The sequence below is a fragment of the Vibrio sp. SS-MA-C1-2 genome (genome assembly GCF_021513135.1).
GTDB lineage: Bacteria > Pseudomonadota > Gammaproteobacteria > Enterobacterales > Vibrionaceae.
On the sequence record NZ_CP090980.1, the window covers coordinates 720,333 to 747,003 of the forward strand.

General features: G+C 39.5%; 22 protein-coding genes. 12 read left to right on the forward strand and 10 right to left on the reverse strand.

The window, feature by feature from the left end; all coding sequences use genetic code 11:
* Nucleotides 1–25: 25 nt before the first annotated feature.
* From L0B53_RS03150 to L0B53_RS03170, 5 genes are all read left to right on the forward strand, one after another.
* Nucleotides 26–1,210: an efflux RND transporter periplasmic adaptor subunit gene (locus tag L0B53_RS03150; protein WP_235059029.1), complete on the forward strand. Its 1,185-nt coding sequence runs from the start codon at nucleotides 26–28 to the stop codon at nucleotides 1,208–1,210.
* Between the two features lie 13 nt (nucleotides 1,211–1,223).
* Nucleotides 1,224–2,711, forward strand: coding sequence for a DHA2 family efflux MFS transporter permease subunit (locus tag L0B53_RS03155; RefSeq protein ID WP_235059030.1), 1,488 nt, complete (start codon nucleotides 1,224–1,226; stop codon nucleotides 2,709–2,711).
* A gap of 254 nt (nucleotides 2,712–2,965) precedes the next feature.
* Entirely contained in the window at nucleotides 2,966–4,255 is a 1,290-nt protein-coding gene (gene aroA, locus L0B53_RS03160; RefSeq protein ID WP_235059031.1) for a 3-phosphoshikimate 1-carboxyvinyltransferase, read from the forward strand.
* A gap of 938 nt (nucleotides 4,256–5,193) precedes the next feature.
* Nucleotides 5,194–6,651 (forward strand): peptide MFS transporter, encoded by a 1,458-nt coding sequence (locus tag L0B53_RS03165; protein WP_235059032.1) that lies wholly within the window; start codon nucleotides 5,194–5,196, stop codon nucleotides 6,649–6,651.
* 21 nt (nucleotides 6,652–6,672) lie between these two features.
* Nucleotides 6,673–7,497 carry a glucosaminidase domain-containing protein gene (locus L0B53_RS03170; RefSeq protein WP_235059033.1) on the forward strand — a complete coding sequence of 275 codons (825 nt, stop codon included), beginning with the start codon at nucleotides 6,673–6,675 and terminating at the stop codon, nucleotides 7,495–7,497.
* Nucleotides 7,498–7,622: 125 nt separating this feature from the next.
* Here the strand turns inward: L0B53_RS03170 and L0B53_RS03175 are convergent, their stop codons facing one another.
* On the reverse strand, nucleotides 7,623–8,648 hold the full coding sequence (locus L0B53_RS03175) for a zinc-binding alcohol dehydrogenase family protein (protein ID WP_235059709.1): 1,026 nt from the start codon (nucleotides 8,646–8,648) through the stop codon (nucleotides 7,623–7,625).
* Nucleotides 8,649–8,775: 127 nt separating this feature from the next.
* On the opposite strand from L0B53_RS03175, the gene L0B53_RS03180 reads away from it, so the two are divergent.
* Nucleotides 8,776–9,717 carry a LysR family transcriptional regulator gene (locus L0B53_RS03180; protein WP_235059710.1) on the forward strand — a complete coding sequence of 314 codons (942 nt, stop codon included), beginning with the start codon at nucleotides 8,776–8,778 and terminating at the stop codon, nucleotides 9,715–9,717.
* A gap of 95 nt (nucleotides 9,718–9,812) precedes the next feature.
* Here the strand turns inward: L0B53_RS03180 and L0B53_RS03185 are convergent, their stop codons facing one another.
* Nucleotides 9,813–10,379 (reverse strand): GNAT family N-acetyltransferase, encoded by a 567-nt coding sequence (locus L0B53_RS03185; protein ID WP_235059711.1) that lies wholly within the window; start codon nucleotides 10,377–10,379, stop codon nucleotides 9,813–9,815.
* A gap of 323 nt (nucleotides 10,380–10,702) precedes the next feature.
* Here L0B53_RS03185 and L0B53_RS03190 point away from each other — a divergent pair, with 323 nt between their 5' ends.
* Together L0B53_RS03190 and L0B53_RS03195 are read left to right on the forward strand one after the other, a co-directional pair.
* Nucleotides 10,703–10,957, forward strand: coding sequence for an AbrB/MazE/SpoVT family DNA-binding domain-containing protein (locus L0B53_RS03190; RefSeq protein ID WP_235059034.1), 255 nt, complete (start codon nucleotides 10,703–10,705; stop codon nucleotides 10,955–10,957).
* On the forward strand, nucleotides 10,957–11,310 hold the full coding sequence (locus tag L0B53_RS03195) for a type II toxin-antitoxin system PemK/MazF family toxin (protein ID WP_235059035.1): 354 nt from the start codon (nucleotides 10,957–10,959) through the stop codon (nucleotides 11,308–11,310). Before L0B53_RS03190 ends, L0B53_RS03195 begins: the two co-directional genes overlap by 1 nt.
* A gap of 502 nt (nucleotides 11,311–11,812) precedes the next feature.
* Here L0B53_RS03195 and L0B53_RS03200 read toward each other — a convergent pair.
* The 5 genes from L0B53_RS03200 to L0B53_RS03220 all read right to left on the reverse strand — a co-directional run bounded on the left by L0B53_RS03200 (nucleotide 11,813) and on the right by L0B53_RS03220 (nucleotide 19,206).
* Complete coding sequence (locus L0B53_RS03200) at nucleotides 11,813–14,728, reverse strand: Hsp70 family protein (RefSeq protein WP_235059036.1); 2,916 nt, start codon at nucleotides 14,726–14,728, stop codon at nucleotides 11,813–11,815.
* A 315-nt stretch (nucleotides 14,729–15,043) separates the two neighbouring features.
* The gene (locus L0B53_RS03205; protein WP_235059037.1) at nucleotides 15,044–16,870 is read right to left on the reverse strand and encodes an Hsp70 family protein; all 1,827 of its coding nucleotides are present in this window, start codon (nucleotides 16,868–16,870) and stop codon (nucleotides 15,044–15,046) included.
* Nucleotides 16,870–17,508, reverse strand: coding sequence for a DUF2760 domain-containing protein (locus L0B53_RS03210; RefSeq protein ID WP_235059038.1), 639 nt, complete (start codon nucleotides 17,506–17,508; stop codon nucleotides 16,870–16,872). Before L0B53_RS03210 ends, L0B53_RS03205 begins: the two co-directional genes overlap by 1 nt.
* 583 nt (nucleotides 17,509–18,091) lie before the next feature.
* Complete coding sequence (locus tag L0B53_RS03215; RefSeq protein WP_235059039.1) at nucleotides 18,092–18,718, reverse strand: cyclic nucleotide-binding domain-containing protein; 627 nt, start codon at nucleotides 18,716–18,718, stop codon at nucleotides 18,092–18,094.
* 176 nt (nucleotides 18,719–18,894) lie between these two features.
* Nucleotides 18,895–19,206 carry a DUF496 family protein gene (locus L0B53_RS03220; protein ID WP_235059040.1) on the reverse strand — a complete coding sequence of 104 codons (312 nt, stop codon included), beginning with the start codon at nucleotides 19,204–19,206 and terminating at the stop codon, nucleotides 18,895–18,897.
* 451 nt (nucleotides 19,207–19,657) lie between these two features.
* Between L0B53_RS03220 and L0B53_RS03225 the strand changes: the two genes are divergently transcribed.
* Together L0B53_RS03225 and phrB are read left to right on the forward strand one after the other, a co-directional pair.
* Nucleotides 19,658–20,608: a DUF523 and DUF1722 domain-containing protein gene (locus L0B53_RS03225; RefSeq protein WP_235059041.1), complete on the forward strand. Its 951-nt coding sequence runs from the start codon at nucleotides 19,658–19,660 to the stop codon at nucleotides 20,606–20,608.
* Between the two features lie 107 nt (nucleotides 20,609–20,715).
* Nucleotides 20,716–22,170 carry a deoxyribodipyrimidine photo-lyase gene (gene phrB / locus L0B53_RS03230; protein ID WP_235059042.1) on the forward strand — a complete coding sequence of 485 codons (1,455 nt, stop codon included), beginning with the start codon at nucleotides 20,716–20,718 and terminating at the stop codon, nucleotides 22,168–22,170.
* 79 nt (nucleotides 22,171–22,249) lie between these two features.
* Here phrB and yeiP read toward each other — a convergent pair whose 3' ends face one another.
* Complete coding sequence (gene yeiP, locus L0B53_RS03235) at nucleotides 22,250–22,825, reverse strand: elongation factor P-like protein YeiP (protein WP_235059043.1); 576 nt, start codon at nucleotides 22,823–22,825, stop codon at nucleotides 22,250–22,252.
* A gap of 255 nt (nucleotides 22,826–23,080) precedes the next feature.
* The gene (locus L0B53_RS03240; RefSeq protein WP_235059044.1) at nucleotides 23,081–23,752 is read right to left on the reverse strand and encodes a MarC family protein; all 672 of its coding nucleotides are present in this window, start codon (nucleotides 23,750–23,752) and stop codon (nucleotides 23,081–23,083) included.
* A gap of 195 nt (nucleotides 23,753–23,947) precedes the next feature.
* Here L0B53_RS03240 and ppiC point away from each other — a divergent pair, with 195 nt between their 5' ends.
* Nucleotides 23,948–24,226, forward strand: a complete 279-nt coding sequence (gene ppiC, locus L0B53_RS03245; RefSeq protein WP_235059045.1) for a peptidylprolyl isomerase PpiC — start codon at nucleotides 23,948–23,950, stop codon at nucleotides 24,224–24,226.
* A 777-nt stretch (nucleotides 24,227–25,003) separates the two neighbouring features.
* A complete protein-coding gene (locus L0B53_RS03250; RefSeq protein ID WP_235059046.1) occupies nucleotides 25,004–25,258 on the forward strand; it encodes a hypothetical protein in 255 nt (84 codons plus the stop codon).
* Between the two features lie 195 nt (nucleotides 25,259–25,453).
* Here the strand turns inward: L0B53_RS03250 and L0B53_RS03255 are convergent, their stop codons facing one another.
* Nucleotides 25,454–26,344 (reverse strand): DMT family transporter, encoded by an 891-nt coding sequence (locus L0B53_RS03255; protein WP_235059047.1) that lies wholly within the window; start codon nucleotides 26,342–26,344, stop codon nucleotides 25,454–25,456.
* Nucleotides 26,345–26,671 lie beyond the last annotated feature (327 nt).

The following is a 26,671-nucleotide window of genomic DNA, read 5'->3' on the forward strand; positions in this document are numbered from 1 at the left end:
TTAAGCATTGAGACGCGTATTTAATATGACTATTGAATCAATAAAAGAACAAACAGAAGAAGGCCGTGAAATGGAACAGCAAACAAATAGTAACCCTAAAAAGCGTAATAAATTGATTGTACTGTTTATTATCATTATTGCAGCGGCATTGGCAGGTTGGTATTTCTTAATGCCGAAAGGTGTTGAGATAACGGATGATGCCTATGTTTCTGGGCAGAGAGTAATGATTACCTCTAAAGAACCGGGTATTGTGGGTAAGATCAGTGTGGATGATAGCGAAAATATACAACAAGGTGATACGCTGGTTTCATTAAATAAAAATAACATTATTCTACAACAACAACATGATGAAGCGACATTGAACTCAGTGGTTCGTCAAGTCAAAAGTAATTACCTGAAAATCGCTCAATTAAAAGCAGAGTTAGCATCACAGAAGATCCAATTACAACAAGCACAGTCTGATTACCAACGTCGTATTGGTGGTGACAAAGATGGCTCTGTTCTTGCTGAGACATTGGCACACGCTAAGAATGCAGTCGCGATTAATCAACAAAATGTGACGGCATTAACCAAGCAACTAGAAAGTTTAGAAGCGCTTTATCCTGATGAAGCAATCATTAATAATCCACAAATTCAGAGTGCGATTGCGGCGTTACGTCATACCTATTTAGCGCGATTAAATAGTGATATTGTTGCTCCTCGCTCAGGCATGATTGCAACGCGTAATGTGCATGTAGGTCAGCAAATTCAAGCAGGTCAAGCTCTAATGACCGTTGTTCCTCTGGATCACATCTGGATTGATGCCAACTTTAAAGAGACGCAATTAACTAATATTAAGCCAGGGCAAGCGGTTAAAGTAACGTCAGAAATTTATGGTGATGAACATGTCTATCATGGTGTGGTTGCTGGCATTAATGCCGGTTCAGGTAGTGCTTTTTCGCCAATTCCTGCACAAAATGCAACAGGTAACTGGATTAAGATTGTTCAGCGTGTACCGGTTCGAATCTATCTTGATCCTGCACAGTTGAAAGCGTTCCCACTGCGTGTTGGTATGTCAATGACTGTTACTATTGATACGGTAAGTAAAGACCTGAAACCATTTGATTTTAAAGTGTTTACTCAACAGGATGATATTCAGAAATTACAACAACAGCGTCTGACTAAAGTGAATCAGCAAGTGGATGCTTTTGTCGCGACACTCATTAAGTAATTAGGGGAAGATCATGTCTGATTTAGACGCTATCCCTAAATCTAAACTGATATTGATTGCATTGGCGACGTCAATGGCCACCTTTATGATGGTACTTGATACTTCCATTGCAAACGTAGCGGTACCAACTATTGCGGGTAATCTTGGTGTTTCTAATGACCAAGGGACATGGGTCATTACGGCCTTTGGTGCGGCAAATGCGATCTCAATGCCAATGACTGGCTTTTTAAGTCGTCGTTTTGGTGAAGTGAAGCTATTTTGTATAGCGGTTATTAGTTTTATTATAGCCTCTATACTTTGTGGTATGTCGACGAGCATGGAGATGTTGATCTTCTTTCGTGTGCTACAAGGTGCTGTATCTGGCTCTATTGCTCCACTTTCACAGAGTATTTTGTTACGTAATTTCCCAAGAGAGAAACATGGATTAGCGATGGCATTGTGGTCGATGACCGTGGTGGTTGCTCCGATACTTGGCCCTATTCTTGGCGGGATATTGACCGATAATTACTCTTGGAGCTGGATATTCTTTATTAACATTCCGGTTGGTATCATATCTTGCGGTATTATTTATGCGTTATTACGCAATGAAGATACCAAAACAGAGAAAACGGCGATTGATTATGTCGGGATTACATTATTAGTGCTTGCGGCAGGCAGTCTACAAATGATGTTAGATTTAGGAAAGGATCGAGACTGGTTCGCTTCTAACTTAATTGTTGTTTTAGCTGTAATTGCGGTGATCTCTTGGGGCGTGATGATCATTTGGGAGTGGTATCATGACTCACCTGTAGTTAATTTCCGCTTTTTTAAGCGTCGTAATTTCTTAGTTGCTGTTGTCGTGATGTGCTTAGGCTATATGGTCTATTTTGGTTCGACTGTTCTGTTACCACTTTGGTTGCAAGGTGTGATGGGGTATACCGCAACATGGTCTGGCTTTGCTGTGGCACCTGTTGGTATTTTTGCTGTTTTGAGTGCCCCAATTATTGGTAAATTAGTTCAGAAAATTGACCTTCGTTTTATCTTAAGTTACGGCTTCATTATCTTTGGTATTGTCGGTTTTTGGCGAGCAACATTCAATACAGATGCGCCTTTTATCTACATCATGTTGCCGCAGTTAGCATTAGGTTTAGGGACGCTGTCGTTTTTTGTTCCTTTACAAAACTTAGTGGTGACCAGTGTTGATAAGGATAATATTGCGGATGCGGTTGCTTTTTCGACCTTCTTCAGAACGTTAGCTGGCAGTATTTCATCTTCGGTGGTGATGACCTTATGGGATAATCGTATGGAACTGCATCATGCGAGAATAGCCGAGCGCTTTACCATGGATAATCAAGGAGCAATGTCGATAATTGAGCAATTAGGACATAATTTATCGGCGGTCAATCAGGTGATTATTAAACAAGCCTATATGTTATCGACCTCTGATCTCTTTTGGGCCTCAGGTATTCTGTGTATCGGGTTGATACCTTTAGTTTGGTTAGCGAAACCCGTTCGTTCGTAATGAGTGATACTTGTTCAATTCTTGAGCTGAAAAACTAAAACTCATCGGATTTCTCTTTATTTATAGGGTGAAGCTGATGAGTTTTTCCATATGATTAGTATGAAAATTAACCACTAAAGTTATACGGTGGGAAGATCTGAGTCGATATTAAAACTAGCTCTAGCGTCTTAATGAACTTTTCGATACTCTCAAGGTATAGTAATGAGAAGATCTGTAGTCAAGACAGAATGATAAAAAGGAATCAAAGAACGTTTATGGAAAGTTTAACCCTACAACCGATTGAACGCGTTTCTGGTATTGTTAATTTACCGGGGTCTAAAAGTGTTTCGAATCGCGCACTATTACTGGCTGCTCTGGCCAAAGGAACCACACGTTTAACTAATCTTCTTGATAGTGATGATATTCGTCATATGCTTGATGCCTTGCAGCAGTTAGGTGTGACTTATCGTCTTTCCGAAAATAATACGGTGTGTGAAGTCGAAGGGTTAGGGCGACCATTTACCGTTGCTGAACAATCTGACGTTCTATCGCTTTATTTAGGAAATGCAGGAACGGCAATGCGTCCATTAGCGGCAGCACTCTGTTTAGGTGAGGGGAGAGTGATTTTAACCGGTGAACCTCGAATGAAAGAGCGCCCAATTGGTCATTTAGTCGATGCACTTCGTCAGACAGGCGCCAAAGTGGACTATCTTGAGCAGACCGATTATCCACCCGTTGAAATTACAGGCACAGGATTAAACGGCGGTACGGTTGAGATTGATGGTTCTATTTCGAGTCAGTTTTTAACCGCATTTCTGATGGCAGCACCTTTAGCAACGGCCGATACGACGATTGTAATTAAAGGCGACTTAGTCTCGAAGCCTTATATCGACATTACGCTACATATTATGGCGCAATTTGGTGTTACGGTTGATAACCAAAACTATCAGACGTTTGTGATTCCTGCGGGACAGCAATATGTTTCCCCTGGTGATCTGCTGGTGGAAGGTGATGCCTCTTCAGCCTCTTATTTCTTAGCTGCGGCAGCCATTGCCGGCGGTGAAATTAAAGTGACAGGGATTGGTAAAAAGAGCATTCAAGGTGACGTTCAATTTGCAGATGCACTGGCAGCGATGGGCGCAGAGATAGAGTGGGGTGATGATTACGTGATTGCCCGTAAAGGTGAATTAAAAGCCGTTGATCTCGACTTTAATCATATTCCTGATGCAGCGATGACGATTGCAACAACGGCACTGTTTGCTGAAGGAACGACTGCGATTCGTAACGTCTACAACTGGCGTGTAAAAGAGACTGATCGTCTGTTTGCGATGGCAACAGAACTACGTAAAGTCGGTGCGATTGTCGATGAGGGTGAAGATTATATTACCATTACACCACCTGCTGAAATTAACCATGCAGCAATTGATACTTATAATGATCACCGTATGGCGATGTGTTTCTCTCTCGTTGCATTTGCTGATTGTGGTATCACCATTAATGATCCTAACTGTACGTCAAAAACCTTCCCAAATTATTTTGATACGTTTAAGCAGCTGGCGAAATAAATTGACTAGCGAGAAAATCAGTTAACGAAAGAAAATTATCAGCCTGAAGTTGCAGTCATCACACTGCAACTTTAGGTAAAAAGAGAGTATTCCCGTTATACATGATGCTGCGAAGTGACGAGATTGCTACCTACTCTGGCATTCCTTCACCTCTCATTATATCAGCCTATCTATACTTATATAAACTCACTCTTTTACTGTCTACTTGTCACTCCAATTACTTTAGGTATAGGCTTATCCCCTTCATACTTGAAGTCGCTAGGTTGTTGGCTGCATTTACTCGCCCCAATCATATAATACACCTATACTCATGGGGCCTCACTCACTTGCCGCCTACTAGCAACTCTAATTATTTTAGGTATAGTTAAATGAGAGATAAGATACCGATTATATAAAATAATATTGCAAATAAATTGAATATTTAAGCTGATGAAAATAGATATAAATTTTTATGAATTCAGTTATCAATTTATTTATGGTTGGGTAGGTTAAATATTTTCTATAATTGTTGTTATTTTGTGTCCATACTATTTTTACTCACTCTTTTTGTTTAACTTTTTCTAATGTGAATATAAGATTTCATTTTTAGGTATCTTCTTTTATTTTCTCTTATAAATCATTGGTTTATATTTTTTGCTTTAGGGTTTTGTATATATATTGCAAATCCAATCCATTATTAAAACTAATCTTTAATGAATAAAAAATATAATAGTTATGACATCCTAAATATATAAGTGCTTGTTTTGTAATGGTAAGCGCTGTGATTTTGGTTCTCGATAGATAATAGGAGCTAATGATTGGCTTTTATTACTATAAATTTGCATGGTTATTCACTGCTTTTTTTGAGCTTGATCATGTTTGCTCCTTCAATTATCTTCTAGTTATTCCCTAACTCATCTCTTATCGAGATAATTCCAGCGAAGATAGTGGAGACTGTTTTGACAACTGAAAATTTAAATGAAATCGCAATACAAAGAGATAAGAAAAAAGCCTCTTTTGCCCTATTAATTATTCAAACCTTTGCCACACTTGGCTTTGCTGTTTTGTATTCAACGCTTGTGTTGTATGCAACGAAAAAGCTAGGTTTTACTGATGTTCAAGCTACCGTTATTATGGGTGTTTTTGGCGCATTTAACTACGGCCTTCATCTATTAGGCGGGTTACTTGGTGGCCGCTTAATGAGTAACCGAAACTTGTTTATTATCGGCATGGTATTGCAAGTTATTGGTTGTTACTTTATTGCTCAGTTTGGTCATTCAGGGCTTTATTGGGGGCTTGCACTCTTTTTAACGGGCAGTGGCTTAAATGTAACTTGTATCAATATGATGCTGACTCAACGTTTTCACCCTGATGATCCAGGCCGTGAATCTGCATTTTTATATAATTATGCAGGGATGAATCTTGGTTTCTTTATCGGTTTTGCGGTTGCAGGTTATTTCCAAAACCTTGCTGATTATAAATCTCTGTTTATGTTCGCAACTTTAGGTAATTTAGCCGCTGTGCTGGCGACTCTGGTTTTCTGGAAGAGCTTATCTGATCTGACAACGCCGCTTATTGGTCAAAGTCGTGGTAAATGGTTACGCTCTTTTGCAATAGGTTTAATTATTATTGCTACATTGATTCCAATTATTAAATACCTACTTGTTTCTGCTTCGCTGGCGGGACATTTAGTGGTCTTTATTGCAGTACTTGTTGCTCTGGTTTTGATTATTCTAACTATTAAGCATAAAAAGGCGCATGAAAAAGGTCGAATGGTCTCTTACTTGATTCTTGCCGTTGGATCTTTAGTCTTCTGGTCTCTTTATTCATTAGCGCCAATGGGCTTATCGTTATTTATTGACCGTAATGTTGATTTAACCATGTCAGGCTTTAAGATTGCACCACAATGGATTCAAAATATTAATACTGTTGTGATTGTTATCGGCGGTCCATTAATGGCGATGCTGTTTAATAAACTGCGTAAGAAAGGAATTAATATTGATATTCCGATGCAGTTCTCTTCATCGCTTATCTGCATCGGGTTAGGTTTCCTTGTTCTGCCTCTTGGTATCCATTTTGCGAATCCAAATGGAATGGTTGCTGTAAGTTGGGTTGGATTGAGCTATATTTTACAAAGTATTGGTGAACTTCTTATTTCTCCAATCGGTTATGCAATGGTAGGTAAGCTTGCACCGAAGAAATATCAAGGCGGCATGATGGGCGCTTGGATGTTGGTAACGGGTGTCGCTTCTATTGTTGCAGCTAGTTTCTCTGAAATGATGCCGGGTCAAGGCGCAGCAGCAACAACGGATGCCGGTTATGCTTCTGTATTTGGTGGTTTAGGTCTTGCAGCGTGTGTTGCCGGTGTGATCTTAATCTTTATGACCCCATTATTAAGGAAGCTAATTAAAAATTAAATAAATCTATAAAGAGGCAATATGGTTAAACTGAAAAAAAAGCTAATAGTTATTCCCTTATCTTTACTATTGGCAGGTTATATTGCCTCTGATTATTTAAAAGCCTCAGAAACACCTCATACGGCTGTTGTGCTCCAGCAGCCGTCTAAAACCCCAGATTTTCGTACAATGACAAATGTACAAGAGAAGAAACAAGCCTTTTTTAATTTTATTTATCCGAGTATTGCGGCTAAAAACATTGCGATTACTCAAGAGCGCGGTGAGTTAAAAGAGTACATTGCTGAGTGGCAACAAACTTCACCAGTTCCTTTGATTGAACTCAAAGGGTCAGAAAAAGCCTTTATTGAGAAGTTAAGTAAGCGTTATCGTTCACCTATTCCTAAAGGTGGTGTAACGACAGCTTGGCTAAACTCGTTACTTTCCCGAGTTGATATTATCCCTGTTGAATTAGCAATGTCACAAGCGGCAATTGAGTCTGCTTGGGGAACCTCTCGTTTTGCTGTTGATGCCAATAACTATTTTGGTCAATGGTGTTTTGTCGAAGGGTGTGGACTTGTTCCACTTCATCCTGACCCAGAACATTTTCATGCTGTTAAGAAGTTTGACTCTATGAGTGAGTCGGTTTACGCCTATATGGATAACTTAAATAGTCACCAAGCGTATCATCAACTTCATGAGATCCGAGCTAAATTAAGAGCCAGCAATGAACCTATTACGGCTCACCAATTAGCGAATGGTTTAGTGAATTACTCTCAAATTGGTGAGAAATATGTCGAAGAGTTGCAATCCATGCTGCGCCATAATGAATCCTTTATGAAGAAAGCAGAAAATGTGAAGATTCAATAATATTTGCTCGTTGTTTCTCGGTTGTTTTAGATAAACAAAAAGCCGCCTAATCTTCGAAGTGAACCTTCTCAATCAAGCGGCTTTTTTAGATTACTTAAGACTTATATTTACGGCTTCAACGAAAATTAAAAACCTTCGAGTACAATTTTACCAATCGCAGTACCAGATTCTAATTTCTGATGTGCTTGTTTAATATGTTCAGCATTGATTGTACCTAAGTTTTCACCGACGGTTGTTTTTAGGTAGCCACTGTCGATAAGGCTAGCAACTTCGTTCAGTAACTGGCTCTGTTTGATCATATCTTTTGCGGTAAACATTGAACGTGCGAACATAAACTCAATATGAAGAGAAAGGCTCTTTGGCTTCATTTTCATCACATCAAGGGTTGCTGGATCATCAATTAATGCGACCTTACCAAATGGTGCAAGAATATCGATAAAGCTATCTAAATAAGTGTCTGTACTGTGTAAACTAGCAACATGCGTCACTTGACCAATATTCAGTGCCTCGATTTGTGGTTTAAGATCTTTGCTGTGATCAACAATATAATCTGCACCTAAGCTTTTGATCCAATTCGCTGAACTTTCACGTGAAGCGGTAGCGATAATCGTTGCACCGGTTAAGGCTTTAGCAATTTGAACAAAGATCGATCCAACACCGCCCGCAGCACCTGTAATTAGAATCACTTCATCAGATGTGTCCGTTGATTCTACCGATTGCTTAGTGATGTTTAAGTGATCAAACAGTAACTCCCAAGCTGTAATCGTGGTTAAAGGAAGTGCCGCCGCTTCTGCTTTAGTTAAACTTTTTGGTTTTAAGCCAACGATGCGCTCATCAACTAATTGAAACTCTGCATTGCTGCCTTGACGATTTAAGTCACCGGCATAATAAACGATGTCACCTAATTGGTATTGAGTCACTGCTTCACCAATCGCGACAACTTCACCTACTGCATCCCAACCTAAAACACGAGGCGCGTTCTGTTCTGCTGGGAAGTTTTGGCGAATTTTATAATCAACAGGGTTAACTGAGATAGCGTCTACTTTAACCAGAATATCATGACCTGTCGCAACCGGTTGAGCGAGCTCGATATCAACAAGGGCATTAGTGTCTGTAATAGGTAGTGATTGAGTATAACCGATCGCTTTCATCATCATTTCTCTTAGGTTGTTTAATTGGAGCAACATCATCTCTGTTGCGATGTAAGTATAATAGAGCTTGATTTCACAATGATAAACAGCATAATGATTGAAACATTATCAAATAATTTTTGACAATATGCTGTTAGAAGATCTTCAAGTGATATTAAAAATAGCAGAGATGCGGAGTATTACGGCTGCCGCGACCAGCTTAAATATGCGTACGGCAACGGCGAGTGCGGCATTAAAGCGGGTTGAGAAGTCACTCGATGCAGAGTTATTTATTCGCACCACTCGCCAGTTAAGACTTTCTGCATTAGGGGAGCGTTACTTACCACAGTGTGAGCAGGCGTTACTGCTATTAGAGCAAGCCAAACAGAATATGCGGGATGATCTCGATATTGTGGATGGTGAATTGCGGCTTTCGCTCTCTTCTGATTTAGGGCGAAACTTTGTGATCCCATGGCTCGATGAGTTTCTTGATCAGCATCCAAAAGTGAGTTTAAAGATCAATATTAGTGACAGTAATATCGATTTTTATCGCGACTCTGTTGATCTTGCTTTACGTTATGGCTCGCCTTCTGATTCTAATCTTTATGGGTTTAAAGTGTGCGATGTGCCTGATGTTCTTTGCGCCAGCTCTGAATATATTGCGGCTCACGGAACCCCTAAATATCCTCATGATTTAGTGAATTACAATGGACTGTTTTATCAGCTCTTTGATGTCACTCACGACGTTTGGCAGTTTTCACAAATAGATAATGATCAGAGAGTGAAAGATTTTAAAGTGAAGATGAGTGGTAATCGATTTGCGAATGATGGCGAATTGGTACGCCGTTGGTGTGTGGCGGGTAAAGGGATTGCCGTGAAGTCGAGTATTGATATTTCGAGCGATTTGCTGAGTGGCCGCTTAGTGAATGTGATGCCAGAATTTACCCCAAAACCCACGGAGTTGTGGTTAGTGTGTCCGTCAAAACAGTCAATAACGCCCGCAGTTCGCCTATTTCGAGATATGTGTCGTCGTAAGAGTAAAGAGATCATGAAACAGCTCATCGACGCCAAGGTTTTATCCAGTCATTAATCGATATCTTATCTATCACCTGTTGGGTTGATTATGAAACGAATAATTAAATGCGTCGAAGGGCTAGGGAATCGTTTATTTACCCATACTTCTGATTAAAACTCAATCTGGACGATACGATTTAACGGTAATAAACCTGCTCGTTTTATTGCTTTTTGTGCACCAAGGTTACCGCTCTCAGTCGAACAGATAGGGGTTAAGTTTCGTTGATTGGCTGAGTTAACTAACCAATTAAGAACGTGAGTGGCAATACCGTTTCCACGCTGAGACTGCGCCACAATCATACCAAGATCTGCATACTCGGTTTGGTATTCATCAAATAGACGACATTCGCCAGTAGCAAATAGTTCACCCTCTTTCCAGTAACCGAACAGTTCATTACGGCTGATAAGGTTTTCAAAGTAACCCGCCAGCCACTGCTCAGGTGCACCGATATTGGTTGCAGCAAACTCTACAAATTGAGTCAATTGTTCCGGCTGAGCCAGGGCTAGCTCAAATTTAGCGGTATGGTTTTTATTGCTGCGCTTTATTTGCTGGTACATCAGAGCATTAACCGTCACCGCTGATGAGTTATCAAGACAAAGTGATAGATACTGTGGTTCAGCCGTGCTCACAAATGCCCCGTTTACTGTCCCGATCACAGGATGATTTTGTTTTGCGATTAGGGTGAAGAGTTCTGTTGCATCAGTTTTAGCGTCACGAGTAAGATAGAACTATACCCTTCATACTTGAAGTCGCTAGGTTGTTGTGTAGTGGTAACTAAGTTTGGTCATACCTTTAGATGTTATTAGCATGAAGAATATTAAACAGAGATGCCTTCATTTAAATCTTGTTAGAGAACGCTAACTGATTTGCCCCAAAACATCAGTTAGATCGTCTTAGTTTGGCGGTAATATGATATTATAGTTATAACAATGTTGACACCTTAAATAAAGGGGGTACAATCACCATTGTTATAACAATGTAGTTACATAGAGGTTGGGATATGCGCACTCAAGTACGAAAAATTGGCAATAGTCTTGGCAACATAATTCCTGCTACGTTCATTCGTCAGCTTGGTTTGGTTGAAGGGGCTGATATTGAGGTTAAAGCTGATGGTAAAAAAATCACTATCGAACCAATCAAACGTCCGAAGAAACGCTTTCCGTTCAGCGAAAAAGAACTTCTGAACGGCTTAGATGCTCATACGGCACATGCTGACGAATTAGCGGTTGTTTCTGGTAAAGAGTTCGGCGAATAATGGCTCAGTACATCCCTAAACGCAATGACATTATCTGGTTAGATTTTGAACCCGTGAAAGGCAAGGAGATCGGTAAGTACCGTCCAGCCCTTGTCCTTTCAAGTAAAGAATACAATCAGCAAACGGGGCTACTTATCTGCTGTCCGATTAGTACCAGTATCCGAGGTCAAGCTACCGAGGTTTCAGTTAGGAATTTGGATAAACCTAGTGTCGTGGCATCAAGCTTGATTCAAACATTCTCTTGGAAAGACCGTAACGCGAAGAAGATAACCGCCGCTGAAAACGGTGTGATGGAAGATGTTTTGCTAAGAATTATCCCGTTGATTGGGGCTGAGTCTCTATTTGAAGAATAAATGATAATTTGTATGGCGAGAACCAAGGTATTTTAAAGTGTCTATTCCAGAAGGGTATTATGAGATCAATAGCAAAGGTTTTTGATTTTTAATTCACCAATGATGAATAATTCCAAGTTATAAATAAAAAAATTGAAACTGATAAATGTTCAAAAATAAGTTTCGACAACATTAAATTGCTAGCTCGTTTTGGGGCAGAAATGAGTTAGTCAGTAAAGGGAGTACTCATACTCGAATTTTTATCGAATTTACTCCCGTGATATACAAAGTGGTTACCAATGAAATATCTATCGGTTGGATTATTTTATTAAAAAAATAGTCAAGCATGAAGAGCATAGAGCATAATTAAAGCCTGACTGTTGAGTGTTTCAGATAAAATAGTTAACTCAAACCTGCTTAACATTCTATCAAGCTCTCAGTTTCTACTATTGGTTTTTTTGATAATTACTCATTGCTCCGCTTATTCGTTACGGCTCAATGAGCAATTATGACAGACTTATTGTTATTCAGTCACTAAACGTAATCCACTTGGTAGCGCATCACCAAAGACACGCTTGGTCTCTTCTTCGGTTAGTATCTTCACTTCAGAGACCATCTCAATCCAACTTTGTGGCACTTTACTCTGTTTGAGCTTCTTAAGTACTTCGCTTCGGATCTCATCACTGACATCAAGATTTCTATCCCCTGTTTTACGGGTCATCATAACGGCAGCAAAGGCGATATGAGGTTCTTTGCGCCACTCATACTCCATAAGATGAGGCAGACAATAGGCAATATGCTCACCAGAAAGTAAGTTATGCTGACTACCGTAAAAAGGAGAACGAGTGGCAATTCGTCCAATTGCCCACCAATGCGCTTGTGAGTATTGAGACTTTTGCAAACGACCAAACATCCACTCAATCAGTTGCAGTTTTTTCTCAAAGGGCAGATGTTCAAGAGACGCTAACAAGCGCACCATCTCTTCATAGCCACGGGTTTGCATTTCGTGAGATAACTTACTGTTTCTAGTCGCTTCTGGATTGACGTATTTAGATATCTCGTTAAAAATCGTTAATTGTTGCTGTTGCGATAAACCCCCAGCCACACGACGCCAGCACGTCCACCAATCACTCCAAACTTGAGGTTGATTATCGAATTGAATACCGTGTTGATAGAGTCCCCAAAGTTGCTCGATTCGGTACTCATCAGAGGGATAACCAAATCCCGGACGCAGCGTAAATCCCACCAGTTTCAACCAAGTTCTTTCATGTTGTTCAGAGCGGCGACGACGTTTACGACTCTCAATTAGGGTGTCATTGAGAAAGCGTAAGCAAGGTGAATCCCATCGTTCACGTTTACCTAGCATTTTATCGAGATCTTTATTGAGGGTTTTCACCAGCTTTGGATCATTATTTTTACTACCACCGAAAACCTGCTTAATGGCTTTGGTTGCTTGCTCAATATTTGCGGGTAGAATAGATTCAGCTAATTCTGAGTTATTGTCACTTTTCTTATTGCTGTGCTGGTTTCGAACCGAAAATTCGACTTGCCAACGTTGATCTGAATGGGTGCTCACACATTCGAGCTGTAGCGTTCCGACTTCTGTTAATTGGCAAGCTAGCGTGACTTCCTCTCGTAATTTTTGGTTAGCCGCTAATTGTGAACGGTCATGATCACTGGCTAACGTGGCAATAAAAGGCGGTAACGAGATAAAACTCTCACTCTTTATATCTATTAAGTCACCAGCAGAAATATCTAATTCATCGCTGGTGGAAGAGAGATTAAAGCGTACAGGTTCACCTAAAGTTAAGGCAAACTTACGACTTGTTAGATTGATCTCTTCACTCTCTTGAGTCCCTTTTGGTAACAGACAGATCCCTTGTTTATGGCGATTATTCTCATTAATCGTTAAGAAATAACCTCGCGCTGAACCACCACCAATCTTAAGTTGCGCTCCTCGGCGGGCTTTGGCATAAGCTACTGCGCCTAATGCCACCGCAAGATCAGGGTGAGGATTTGATAGCTGCGTGATTGTTTCACCACGCCATCGAGAAAAGAGCGTTGTGAGCTGGTTGGTGATTTGAGGGCTATTAAAGACCCCGCCATTGAGTAGAATGGCACTTGGGATCACTAACTCATCATCGGCAACTTCAATACCATCTTGTTTATATTGATGATATTCATTAAGCGCATCACGACAAACCGATTGATGAAGAGCAATAAACTGCGCTAAATGCTTACTAATCGCAGGATCAGCAGTGTAGGGCAGGCCAAACTCTACCACGGCTGCACGGCGATGCTCGGGTAGTTGATTGATATCAGTGAGTGGAAAAAAGCCTTCCAATGCGACTTGATGAACATCTTTTCGTTGAAGGTCGACACTTTTTGCGCCACCAATTAAACGAGAGCCTGAACCTAATAGCGTCACTTTTCCTTGCTCGGCACTAGAATGGCTAAGTAGTTGCTCTTTGACTTTTCGGGTCTGCTGGATCAGTTTCGAGAGCGCAGCACTGCTCATTCGCTTATTGCTATTTGATGGATTAGGGCTATTTGACGGATTCGGGCTAGTTGACTGACTAGATCTAGCCAGTTGCTGTTCAGCTATATGGGCAAGGGCAAGGTCGATGTTATCACCACCAAGCATTAAATGGTCACCGACACCAATGCGATCTAAAGTTAATTTCCCCTCTTGATGACCGACTTTGATCAAGCTGAGATCGGTCGTTCCGCCACCCACATCGCAGACTAATAACAGGGGAAGATCTTGCAGTAACGTTTCAGCTTGTTGATCATGTTGGGCGTACCAATCATAACAGGCAGCTTGAGGCTCTTCGAGCAGGTGAACTTTCGGTAATCCTGCTAGTTTTGCCGCTTGTAGGGTGAGGCTTCTTGCGCCTTCATCAAAAGAGGCGGGAACGGTAATCACTACTTCTTGTTTTTCTAAAGGGGCATCTTTGTGGTGATAGTTCCAAGACTGACGAATATGGTTAAGGTAACTGGCACTGGCAATAACCGGGGAGACTTTCTCAACATTTGAACGAGAAGCGGTCGATGACCAAGGCAAAATCGATTCTGTTCTATCAACACCGGTATGAGAGAGCCAGCTTTTTGCACTGACAACTTGACGACCTTCTACTTTTGAGCCTAACTCTCGCGCCAGTTCACCAATAATGAGATGCTCAATATCGCCAGAAACATGATGGTCATGCCAAGGGAGAACCAATTGAGAAGGATCGATTTCATCTCTAGCTGGATGATATCGAAAAGAGGGTAAAAGGGGCTTTCTTGAAACTTCGCCTAATGCAGTTAATTGGTCTATTTCAAAGATTTTAACTGGGCTTGATTTAAGATCATCGACGATTTCACTATAAGCAACAACGGTATGGGTAGTGCCAAGATCAATACCGACAAGATAACGAGGAGATGAAAATTGAGACATAATAAATAACTCCAGTGAAATAAGAATGAAAACTCGGAGAATTAATATTTAAGAGTGAATACTTAATAACTTTAGCAAATATACCCTTCATACTTGAAGTCGCTAGGTTGTTGGCTGCATTCGCTCGCCCCAATCATATAGTACACCTATACTCATGGGGCCTCACTTACTTGCCGCCTACTAGCAACTCCAATTATTTTCGGTATAACGCTTAATTAATAATTAATACCTTGTAACCATTAATTAAGGAATAACTTCAAATAGCAATAATAAAAAAGGTGTACCCGAAGATACACCTTTTTTAATGGTTAGAGGTTACGCCTCTCTAACGTCAAACTCAACTTGCCATTTCTGTCCACCATCGGTTGGGATAGCTTCAAGGCACAGTGTACCCAGTTCAGTAACGCGTGATGCTAGACGAACAGGAACCACTTCACCCGCTGTTCGGCCATCAGAAACCGGCAAGGTCACTTGGATCGCCGGTAACTCTTCTAGCTCTTCTGGTTGCCACCAATCTAAATGGGTACCCGCGATATCATCACGACGAACCGTTGAACCGAAGAATTTGAACTGGACAGGTTGACCAATCACCAGCCCGAATTGTTGGCTAGGGACATCCGAATGGCTACCTTCTTCCATGCCAAATGGTGCAACACACAATGCTTCCATTGGCGGCTCCATTCCTGGAATTGCAGGCATCGCGCTTTCAATACCGACATAATAACTACTCGCAATACCGCCACGGATTCGAACGCCTTGACCACGACGAACTGAACCATAATAAGAGGCACCACTTGCAACTGCCAAATCAAGATCTAATCCCGTTAAGCGTTTAGCCTCTGGAGATCCTGCGGTAGTTAACCAGCTATTGATGGTATTTTGTAAACGATCCGCTAATAGTGAAGATTTTAGAACACCACCATTGAAAAGGATCGCAGTTGGGCGAATAAACTCTTCATGAAGTTGGTCATACTGCTCAAACAGCTCTTCAACGGCATCGTTTTGACGACTTAAGAAGCTCGCAATATGACGAGATACTGCGGCATCCTGTGCATAAGGAAGACCAATTTGAGTCAGGGCGCCACGCGGTTTTTCAACTGGGTGTTCGTTGACTTGAGTTTCGGGGAAGAAACCATCGACAAGGGTCTGCTGAACTTCTTCTTGAGTCAATTCAGTTTGTAGCGTGCCACCTAGTAGCTTCGAACCACGACTAGGAACAACAATAGGAACAGCCTGAAGTTCACGATCATTTAATAGTGCTTCTTTTGCATCACGACACGCGTGAGTGACTGCTAGGATTTGCCAAGGTTGTAGTTGTTTGCCTTCTTGCGCTAACTTCATCTTGAGACGATAAGCCAGAGCCAAATCCATGTTGTCACCACCAAGAAGAATATGGTCACCAACCGCGACGCGATTTAGGGTTAAGTTCCCCTCTTCTTCTGTGACTGCAACCAAGGATAAATCCGTTGTACCACCACCGATATCAACCACCAGAATAATATCACCGACAGAGACTTGGTCACGCCAGCTCTCATCGTTATTCTTAATCCAGCTATAGACTGCGGCTTGTGGTTCTTCGAGCAAGGTTAATTGATTAAAACCTACACTTCGAGCGGCTTCTACCGTTAAATCACGGGCAGCAGGATCAAATGAGGCAGGGACAGTAATCGTCACATCTTGTTGATCAATCGGTGTATCAGGGTGTTGATTGTTCCATGCATTCGCAATATGTTGTAGGTAGTTGCGCGTCGCATCAACAGGAGATAGCTTCTCAACTTCGTCTGGGCTATTCAAAGGTAAGAAAGCATCACGACGATTAACGCCACCGTGACATAACCAACTTTTAGCACTGGCAATTAAACGAATAGGCGTTTTGCTACCTAAACTGCGCGCCATCGCACCAACAATTGCATTTGGCTTGCCATCCCAAGGAAGCGCAGTATCACCATCTGCAAGCTCAGATTCATGCGCTTGATAGATAAAAGAGGGTAACTGATCTTTGGATTCAACTTGCCCTGGCGCTGTTGATTGCGCGATAGGCATAATTTGAACGTTAGCATTCTCATCATTGAGATCTACGTAAGAAAGTACACAGTGAGTTGTACCTAAATCGATACCGATACTAAAACGGTTGTCTTGCATTATAATTCTACCTCTGCGGCGGCAATGATATAAGGGTTATGCCCTTCTGCCAATTTTGGTAATGTAATTTCTGTCACTTTCCAGCCTCGGTGAATAAGAGTGCCGTTAAATGGTGCTTCACCGATAACATTGCCAGTCAGACGAACTTCCGCTGGGTTAAATCCTTTTGCTAAAGTCACTCGACTCTCTTCATGTTCTGTACGAACAGGAGCAAGTGCCAAGTACTCTTTAAATACTTTCTGTCCACCTTCATGGATAACACGAGCCGCAGCACCGACATCAGCGTCAGAGAACCCTTTTAGATCTTCATTCATAAAGTCGACAAATCGGGCTTCTTGCTGAAGAAGAGAGAGCAGCTGTAGCGCTGAATCAGGCGTTGATGTTTTCAGTTTTGGTTCAACTTCAACCTCAACAATTTTTTCTATCACTTTTTCAACTTCGACAATCTTTTCAACTTCGACAATTTTCTCTACTGGTTTTTCAACTTCAACAATTTTTTCGACTGGCTTCTCAATAATCTTCTCAATGGTTTTGCCTTTTTTAGCAAATAACATGACAACAAGAAGAAGCACAAGTGCCGCTAAAGACGCATGACCCATATCAAGGGTGGTAGGCATTACTGATAAATCAACAACCATAATATTTTTACTCTCGTAGTAGCTTTGTTTTTATTAGTCAACGTATGACTCTTAATAACAAAAAATCGCAAAAGGTAATTAGTGACAAATTTTAGTGAATATTATCATAACTGTGAGACAAATCATCAATAGGATTGTTTTTTTGGTCAACCATTAAGCAATTTAAGGCTATTTTATTATTAATTATCAATGAAATGTTAGTGATATCTTTTTATGTGGGAAAATAAGATATCTATCCAAATTAATTGGCGTTGCTAGTGGGCGGCAAGTGAGTGAGATCCATGAGTATAGGTGTACTATATGATTGGAGAGAACGAACGTCGACAACAACCTAGCCGCTTCAAGTAAAAAGGGTATACATGTTGTGAGTTCTCACTCTGTTTAATTATGATGTTGATTCTTGATAAATAAAGTTTACAGTAATTAAAATAATACTCGAGAATATATCCGGCAAGTGTCAGACGATCGGGTGGGAAAGAGATAACTAAAGGATTGTTTTATTTAATCCTTTAGTTATTCATTTAAACATAATAATTTATTGAGTGGCATGAGTTTATTAATAAACATCGATTTCAGTAAGAAACTAACGCGTACCATAAACCACGATACTTTTTCCTCTTGCGGAAATTAAACCTTGATTTTCAAACTCTTTAAGTGCACGTCCTACACTTTCTCGATTACAGTTTACAATTTTTGCAATTTCAGTTCGCGAAATATAGACCAACATCCCATCTGGGTGAGTAATCGCAGAAGGTTCTTTGGCAAGATCTAACAGCGTTTTTGCAATACGACCACGGGTATCAAGAAAGTTAAGTGCAGTGACTTGTTTATTGACTTTAAGGAGGCGATCAGCAATTGATGTACTTAAATCGATGAGAATCTCTGGACGTTGTTTTACTAATTGCTGAAACTTGTCGTAATCAATTTCAATAATTTTACAATCAGATTTAGTTCTTACGGTTGTCACTCTATCACTGCGACAAAAGAAAGACATTTCACCAAAATAATCATTTTTATTGAGATAAGAGAGAATGACTTCTCGGCCGTCTTCATTGATCAGAATGACTTTAGCCGTGCCATCTATTATTGCAAAAAGAGAGTTAGAATTATCTCCCTTGGAAATAATATTTACTTTGGGTGGGTAGGTTCTGACCGTACAATGTTTCTCTATCCAGGCAATATTTTCTGCCCGATTTGCTTCACTTCGCATTTTTGTTTGCCCACAATAACAATTGTATCTAATTTATCATTATTTCGGTTTATTTCAATGCTCAAAATTAAAATTTTAGATGGTAAAAATATAAATGTAGTTAGAAAGCAGATTGTGGGTAATTAAACGATAAAAATGAGGAGGGGAAAGAGGGAGTCGGGGACTCCCAATTGAAATTACTTTTTAATTTGTTGTTTATCAACCGCGGTTAATTCACGAATTTTACGGCTTGCTTCACGACGCTGTTTCGAGATTTCTGCGCCAATAATGATATGGTCATCAACACGATCTTCATAATCGGCTTTCATATTTTTCACGATTGCCACAATTTCATCCGTTGTCATATCAGTATTAATGTAATCCATTAGGTTATCTAAAAGATCAACACGTTTACGGTTATCACGAACTTTTTTTTCATTATCAAGAAGTTCACGTTTTAGTTTATTTTTGCTACGTGCTAGAGAAACGATTTCAAATACGTTGTTCATTTTTATCACCTTTCTAAATTAAATAATAGATAACTATAAAACTGAATGAATTAAACCATAACCTAACCTTAGTTCACAATAAAAATATGTAATGAAAAGGTATTTATCATAAATTTGATTGATAAAAGACAACTTTAATGGGGCAGTCTGATTTTTATTTTTTATTGTCTATCCCTTTCCTTTTCATTATAGAAGCTGCTAGCTTATTGGCTCTATACCCTTCTTACTTGAAGTTGCTAGGTTGTTGACGTCGTTCATTTGCCCCAATTATATCGTACGTCTATACTCATGGGGTCTCATTCACTTGCCGTCTACTAGCAACTCCAATTACTTTGGGTATGTTTGTTCTAAATCTATACTCATGGCCTCATTAATTTATCAATTATGAGTAACCCCACTTATTTTTGGTATATATTTAGATAAATAAGACTTAACTGAAGAGAGCCGAAAAATGGATAAAAAGATTAAAGTCGGTGTTAGCGCATGTTTATTGGGTGAGCAAGTCCGTTTTGATGGTGGCCATAAAATGCAACGCTTTGTTGTTGATCAGTTATCAGAAATGGTGGAGTTTACCCCTGTTTGTCCAGAAGTTGCGATTGGGATGTCCATTCCACGCCCTGCAATTAGACTTGTCAGTGATGAAGACCGAATTAAATTGGTTCTGAGTAAAGATAATTCGATTGATTTTACCGATAAAATGATTGAATTTAGTGAAAAGAAAACCGATCAGTTGAGCGACCTTTGTGGTTATGTACTTTGCTCTAAGTCACCCACTTGTGGTATGGAGCGGGTGGTCATCTATCCAGAAAAGGGTGGGGCTGGTGACAAGTCGGGCATTGGTATGTATGCCAATATTTTAATGAAGAAGATCCCTTGGTTACCTGTTGAAGAGGATGGACGCTTAAATGATCCAGTATTAAGAGAGAACTTCGTGACTCGGATTTTTGCTCTACAAGATCTTTATACTAGCGTGAAAGCGAATTTAACCCCTGCGGCCTTTGTTAATTTTCACTCGCGATATAAATTAATGTTAATGGCAAATTGCCCTGAAGCTTATAAAGAGTTGGGTGTATTGGTCGCCAATATCAAAGAGTATGATCTTGAAGAGTTCTTTGTGCTTTATCGTCAGAAATTTATGGATGGTATTAAAGAGAGAGCATCGAAGAAAAATCACACGAATACGTTAATGCATATTCAAGGTTATTTTAAAAAATCATTGACGTCAGAAGAGCGTCAAGAACTTGCTTCTGTGATTGAAAGTTATCGCCTATGTGAAGTGCCGTTATTAGCACCGTTGACCTTAATGGCACACTACTTAAAGCTCTACCCGAATGAATATTTGGCTTCGCAAGTCTACCTTAATCCCCACCCTAAAGAGTTGAAGCTCCGTTATTCATTATAATTGATACCTCAAATAATTGGAGTTGTAAGTGGCAAGCGAATGAACGATGCCAACAGTCTAACAGCTTCAATGATGAGGGATATTAGTTCTTAAAGTGAGGTGAGTGTATGTTTTTAGTCTGGTTTCGACAAGATTTAAGACTTGATGATCAACTGGCGCTCCTTGCTGCTTATCAACGTGCAAAGGAACAGCATACATCGATCATTGCGCTTTATATTGCCTCACCTCAGCAGTGGGGGTCTCATCATGTCGCACCCATTCAAGTAGATCTCATTGCTCGTCGATTACGACATTTAAGTGATGATCTTGCTCGATTAAATATTCCTCTTATCTTTAAGCGTTGTGATAATTACCAACAAATTCCCGCTATCGTCGCAAAACTGGCTGATCAACAAGGCGTTACTGATCTTTTTTATAATCGACAATATGAGTACAACGAACTCATGCGCGATCACAATGTCGATGAGTGTTTAACGGCGGCTGATATTGCCGTTCATCATTTTGACGATTTACTCTTATTGCCTCCAGGATCAGTAACCACAGGCAGTGGAGAGATGTATAAAGTTTTCACGCCGTTTAAGAAGCGTGCGCTGAGTCTATTAGCTGAGACTGAATTTGACTCTTTGAAACATTCGCTTTCTCCACAGCGACCTTTATCTTTTAAAGGCAGCGATATTGAGAGTATTATTCTGGATTATCAAGATGAGCAGTTTCCAATAGATAATCATGGTGCGATGAGTTCGATTAATTGGTTTGCTGTTGAAGATAAGATTGCTGATCATTTAATGGCGTTTTGTCAAGAGCGCGCCGTTGATTATCAAAGAGATCGTGATTTCCCCGCTATTGATGGAACCAGCCAATTATCACCTTATCTTGCTATTGGTGCGTTATCTATTCGTCGTTGTTATCAACAATTATTAAGTTATAACCAATGTAGTGATGACGATCTTGGCGGTGCAACGTGGTTGAGTGAACTATTATGGCGAGAATTTTATAAGCACTTAAGCTTTGCTTATCCAAGATTATCTAAAGGTAAGCCATTTCATCTTTGGACTGATAATATCCAATGGCAAGGTAAAACATCAGATTTTATTGCTTGGCAACGAGGTGAGACCGGCTTTCCAATTATTGATGCAGCGATGAGACAGCTAAATAGTACCGGTTGGATGCATAATCGTTTAAGGATGATTACCGCGTCATTTTTAACCAAGGATTTAAAAATAGACTGGCGACAAGGTGAGCATTATTTCTCATCTAAGCTTATTGATGGTGATTTCTCAGCAAATAATGGTGGTTGGCAATGGGCAGCATCAACAGGAACGGATGCGCAACCTTATTTTCGTATTTTTAATCCAACGACTCAAGGTGAGCGTTTTGATCCTAAAGGTGAGTTTATTCGACAATGGATACCTGAATTAGCCGAAGTCCCTGATAAATTTATCCACACTCCGCATATCTGGAGTGAAAACGCGACCATTCCGTTAGATTATCCACTGCCTATTGTTGATCATAAAGCTGAACGATTATCTGCTATTGCGATGTTTAAAGCTGCGAAGGAATAGTTTAAATAAAAAAACAGCAGGTTGAATTCATATCTCTCTGCTGTTTTTATTGACTCGATTAAATTAATAAACCCTAAGTCTATTTAGAATCAGCGCGACTCATGAACTTATGTTCTGTTGTATTGATCTTAATCTTTTCACCATTGGCGATATACTCAGGAACTTGTACAGTTAAGCCTGTTGATAAAATAGCTGGCTTAGTACGAGCACTTGCAGATGCACCTTTGATTGAAGGATCTGTCTCAACAATCACCATTTCAACACTTGAAGGTAATTCAATTGCAACAGGGGAGCCATCAACGGTTAAAACCTGTAGACCTTCAGTCTCTTCAGTAATAAACAACAATTCTTCTGCGATGCTATCTTTGTTCATGTTGTATGGCGTGTAGTCTTCATTATCCATGAATACGTACTCGTCACCATCAATATAAGAAAACATAACGTGGTGGCGGCTAAAGTCTGCAAGATTGATCATCTCATCAGCTTTGAAGCTCTCATCAGCTTTGGCGCCTGTCGCTACATCATATAGACGCATGCGGTATAAGCTAGCACCTGCACGACCACTTGGAGTTAGTTTGCTAATATCACGAACTAAATATACTTTGCCATTGTGTTCAACAGCTGCATTCTTTTTAATTTCACTTGCCTTAGGCATGGTAGAGTCTCCAGTGTTTTTGTTAAGGTGAAATTACCATGTTCTCAAGCTGAGACCAAGTAATGAAAGGGATTTATTAATAGAAATATGAGGTCGAATCACTCAATAGATAGAAAACTAAGTTTTCTTTTATTTTTTAAAGGAGCAGACTGTTTTAATTGAATGAAAAATAGGCAATAAACGGTTTTTAATAAAAATTTATTGCCGTAGAGTCTGGGAGGACTATCTGTTCTTCAAATAAGAAAGGTATCGCGTTTAAAGCGGAGTTGAACTAAATAGTTGATATCCATCATGGAGACCTTGGATTAGCATTTGCATCCCAATAACCGTTAATATTAATCCCATCAATCGTGTCGCGATGGTAACGCCACTTTCACCGATAATATTAATGAGCTTTTGCCCTGACATAAAACAGAAAAATGAGATAAAACACAATAAAGCAAAAGTACTAATCGTGACGATAATATCGATAATGCCACCAGAAGCAGAGTAGTTCATAGCGGTAGCAATGGTTCCTGGGCCAGCTAAGATTGGCACTGCCAGAGGTGATATTGCGACATCAGTGGTAGGTTGGTGCACCTTAGATGCACTTGTTTCTGATTCGGATTCCGTTGAAGAATCTTCGGAATGCATACTCGAACTGCTGCCTTGAAGCATATGATAACCGACCATAAAGACCAATACACCGCCCGCTAAGCGTAATGCAGGTAAAGTAATGCCAAACAATTCAAAAATTCCTTTTCCCAATAAACAAAAAGCAGCAATGATACAAAAAGCAGTAAATAATGCTTTAAAAGCAACACCACGACGTTGTGCGTGATTCATCTCACCTGTCATACCAACAAAGACCGCGGTATTGGCTATTGGGTTCATTACTGCAAAAAAGCCCATAAATGCAGTTACCGCAACGGAAATAATATCTGACATAGCTCACCAAGTTATAAGAATAAGAGAAATAATTTTAAGTTTAGTTCAGAAATCAATAACATTACTGTTAGAGATTAATATATTCCTTTTGAGTTGAGATTGTGGGTTTTCGACTACATTCATTCGCCTATTAGTAGTAACTCCAATTATTTTGAGTATAATCGAGAAATTAAATATTTAGCTTAGAGAATACCCATGGCTCAAACTGCACATGCACTGCATATATTAGTGAAACATAAAGAGAAAGCTGACGATATTATGGCTCAGTTAAAGAAGGGCGCCAAGTTTCAAACTTTAGCGAAAAAGTACTCCACATGCCCATCAGGTAAAAAAGGAGGAGATTTAGGTGAATTTCGTAAAGGCCAAATGGTGCCACAGTTTGATAAAGCCGTTTTTCAAGGAGAAGTGATCACTCCTCAACTTGTTAAGACTAAGTTTGGTTGGCATATTGTGAAAGTACTATACCGTACTTAATTATTTATCCTTCTTTTCTTTAATGTTGCTAGAGAGTCGTAATATTTTTCGCCTGCTAGCAACTTTATCTGCCTTCCTTAAATATAAAGTCCTATATAATCAAATGCTTGTTGTTATTTTGTTTGTCGAGTAATTAATGGTGCCCTTTAAGTTGCATTTTTAATGCATGTTATGTATTATGTGTTCAAGCAATGCTGAAGAGTTAATCGGTTAGCATGAAATAATATTGAATTAAGTGGAGAATAAATATGAGTTGTTGTGGAGCCTGTGGCGGTCAAGATCATGATGAAAAACCAAAGAAAAATGAAGAGACACAACAAACAAATACAGAGAATAAAGCAGACTCATAAGCTGTATACCCTTCATCCTTGAAGTCGCTAGGTTATTGGCTGTACTCGTTCGCCGACTAGCCACTCCAATTATTTTAGGTATAACATCCTTTATTTATTCAAAAACCAGTACTATTTAATTTTTATTCAAAAGTTGAAAATTAAATAGGCTGGTTTTCTTGTTTAATTTCGATAAAGAGGTTTGAGTAAGCCAATAATGAAGAACGGGTATTTTTATTCTATTATTTGTTGAAATCGTCAATAACACCTTGGTTATGTAAGTAAAAAACAGACCCGTATTTTTACGAGTGTCTGACTTATTTTATTGCTGTATATTCCTTAATCATCAGGATTATTTTTAATATCTCGGCTATTTTAGCTGTTTACTTTGAGAGACTGTTTAAAACTAAAGACTGACATTCTTGTATTGAAAAGAAGAGGCTAAGTAATGAAAGTTGGTATTTCTAAATTAGAGCAATTACGTATTCAAGAGCAACTGCTTCATGATTTTGAATTAAAGTATCATATTCAATTAACTGGATTAGATATTGATGAATTTGGTCAAGTTGAATCTATTAATGACAACGGTTTTATTAATCTCTGCTGTCTTGACTGCTCAAGAACAAAAGTCGTTCGCCCTGAGGTGGTTACTGAAGCGTTAAAATCCGATGAGAATCAACTTCTGTCTGGATTGTGTCGTTAATCGAGTACTTGGATAGATAACTAGACTCATGTTGTCGATGAGTTTTATTTCAGGTTTATCTCTTTTATAGTTGAAATTAGCTAGGCTAGGTTTACAACAGTAACAGCGTCTTTCGTTTGCCTCAATTATATAGTCTATCTATATTCATGAGGCCTCATTCACTTACCGCCAACTAATGACTCAAATATTTTAGGTTTATGATTTATTTTCTTTAAATAGATTAATCAAAGCCCCGCCAATAATTAATACAGTACCCATTAACGTGGTTGAAGTTGGTACTTCATTAAAAAAGAAAATACCTAAAGCAATAGCAAACAAGACTTGAATATAAGAGTACGCCATTGTTTTACTTGCTGCCCCCACTTTCATCGCTTTGGTGATAAAGACTTGACCAATTTGAGTGAATAACCCAACTAGGATTAACAATACTAACTGATATAAATCAGGAACAACGATTTCATTTCCTAATAAAAAGAGTGCAACAGGAAGCGCAAAAAGAGGAAAATAGAATACAATTACCGCAGGATCTTCTTTCCTGCTTAGCTTTTTTACGATGGTATAGGCAACTGAGCTAGCCGTTGCACCCATCAAGGCGACAATAAGACCAAATGTTGGAATGTCATCAACTTGAGATGCAAAAAACAGATCAGGTTTGACGATTATCACAACTCCAAATGCACCTAATGCAATACTCAAAATAGTTGATAGATGGATTCGTTCTTTTAAGAATAAGAAAGCCAAAATAGAAGTAATAATTGGGGTCGTATTTTGGATAATCGTTGCTTCTGCTAAAGGAAGTACGGTTAACGCATAGTAAACACAAATTAATCCTGTTGTTCCAATGACTCCTCGGCAAGAGAGAAGTAGCTTATTATGTCCCCATATCGATATTCTTTTCTTTTTAACCATCAGATAACTTAAGATAACTGAAATTAAAGCTCTAACTGCAATGATCTCAAAAAGAGGGATCCCACTGTGGCTGACGAGTTTTACGCATACCGCCATTAAAGTAAAACCAAGAGCAGAAAGCAGCATAAATTGAATGCCAAGATAAGGGGAGCCGGCGGTAGCGCTTTGATTATGCATATATATCCTTCTTACTTGAAGTTGCTAGGTTGTTGGCTATACTCATTCGCCCCAATTATATAGAAAACCTATACTCATGGGACCTCATTCACTTGCCGCCTACTAGCAACTCCAATTACTTTGGGTATAATTTGCCATTGATGTTCTGAAGTGTTTGAAAAGTGAACTAAAGTAAGTGGTTAAATTAACAAGACATTATTGTCATCGATTGTAACGCGTTTACTTTTGTAAGCAAGGATTATGCTATCAATCACTCTTTTATAGAGTAATTACCCTAAGTTTTTATTTATTTTTAGGTTTTTATCCACTCCTTGGATTTTATCAGTT

What these genes read in the sequence shown, in the direction of transcription:
- L0B53_RS03155 (WP_235059030.1), top strand. Translation starts at nt 1,224, where the DNA reads ATGTCTGATTTAGACGCTATCCCTAAATCTAAACTGATATTGATTGCA.
- L0B53_RS03250 (WP_235059046.1), top strand. Translation starts at nt 25,004, where the DNA reads ATGAAAGTTGGTATTTCTAAATTAGAGCAATTACGTATTCAAGAGCAA.
- L0B53_RS03205 (WP_235059037.1), bottom strand. Translation starts at nt 16,870, where the DNA reads ATGCAAGACAACCGTTTTAGTATCGGTATCGATTTAGGTACAACTCAC.
- L0B53_RS03180 (WP_235059710.1), top strand. Translation starts at nt 8,776, where the DNA reads ATGCTGTTAGAAGATCTTCAAGTGATATTAAAAATAGCAGAGATGCGG.
- L0B53_RS03175 (WP_235059709.1), bottom strand. Translation starts at nt 8,648, where the DNA reads ATGAAAGCGATCGGTTATACTCAATCACTACCTATTACAGACACTAAT.
- ppiC (WP_235059045.1), top strand. Translation starts at nt 23,948, where the DNA reads ATGGCTCAAACTGCACATGCACTGCATATATTAGTGAAACATAAAGAG.
- L0B53_RS03200 (WP_235059036.1), bottom strand. Translation starts at nt 14,728, where the DNA reads ATGTCTCAATTTTCATCTCCTCGTTATCTTGTCGGTATTGATCTTGGC.
- L0B53_RS03255 (WP_235059047.1), bottom strand. Translation starts at nt 26,344, where the DNA reads ATGCATAATCAAAGCGCTACCGCCGGCTCCCCTTATCTTGGCATTCAA.
- L0B53_RS03195 (WP_235059035.1), top strand. Translation starts at nt 10,957, where the DNA reads ATGGCTCAGTACATCCCTAAACGCAATGACATTATCTGGTTAGATTTT.
- L0B53_RS03210 (WP_235059038.1), bottom strand. Translation starts at nt 17,508, where the DNA reads ATGGTTGTTGATTTATCAGTAATGCCTACCACCCTTGATATGGGTCAT.
- L0B53_RS03150 (WP_235059029.1), top strand. Translation starts at nt 26, where the DNA reads ATGACTATTGAATCAATAAAAGAACAAACAGAAGAAGGCCGTGAAATG.
- L0B53_RS03225 (WP_235059041.1), top strand. Translation starts at nt 19,658, where the DNA reads ATGGATAAAAAGATTAAAGTCGGTGTTAGCGCATGTTTATTGGGTGAG.
- L0B53_RS03220 (WP_235059040.1), bottom strand. Translation starts at nt 19,206, where the DNA reads ATGAACAACGTATTTGAAATCGTTTCTCTAGCACGTAGCAAAAATAAA.
- L0B53_RS03240 (WP_235059044.1), bottom strand. Translation starts at nt 23,752, where the DNA reads ATGTCAGATATTATTTCCGTTGCGGTAACTGCATTTATGGGCTTTTTT.
- aroA (WP_235059031.1), top strand. Translation starts at nt 2,966, where the DNA reads ATGGAAAGTTTAACCCTACAACCGATTGAACGCGTTTCTGGTATTGTT.
- phrB (WP_235059042.1), top strand. Translation starts at nt 20,716, where the DNA reads ATGTTTTTAGTCTGGTTTCGACAAGATTTAAGACTTGATGATCAACTG.
- L0B53_RS03215 (WP_235059039.1), bottom strand. Translation starts at nt 18,718, where the DNA reads ATGCGAAGTGAAGCAAATCGGGCAGAAAATATTGCCTGGATAGAGAAA.
- yeiP (WP_235059043.1), bottom strand. Translation starts at nt 22,825, where the DNA reads ATGCCTAAGGCAAGTGAAATTAAAAAGAATGCAGCTGTTGAACACAAT.
- L0B53_RS03190 (WP_235059034.1), top strand. Translation starts at nt 10,703, where the DNA reads ATGCGCACTCAAGTACGAAAAATTGGCAATAGTCTTGGCAACATAATT.
- L0B53_RS03170 (WP_235059033.1), top strand. Translation starts at nt 6,673, where the DNA reads ATGGTTAAACTGAAAAAAAAGCTAATAGTTATTCCCTTATCTTTACTA.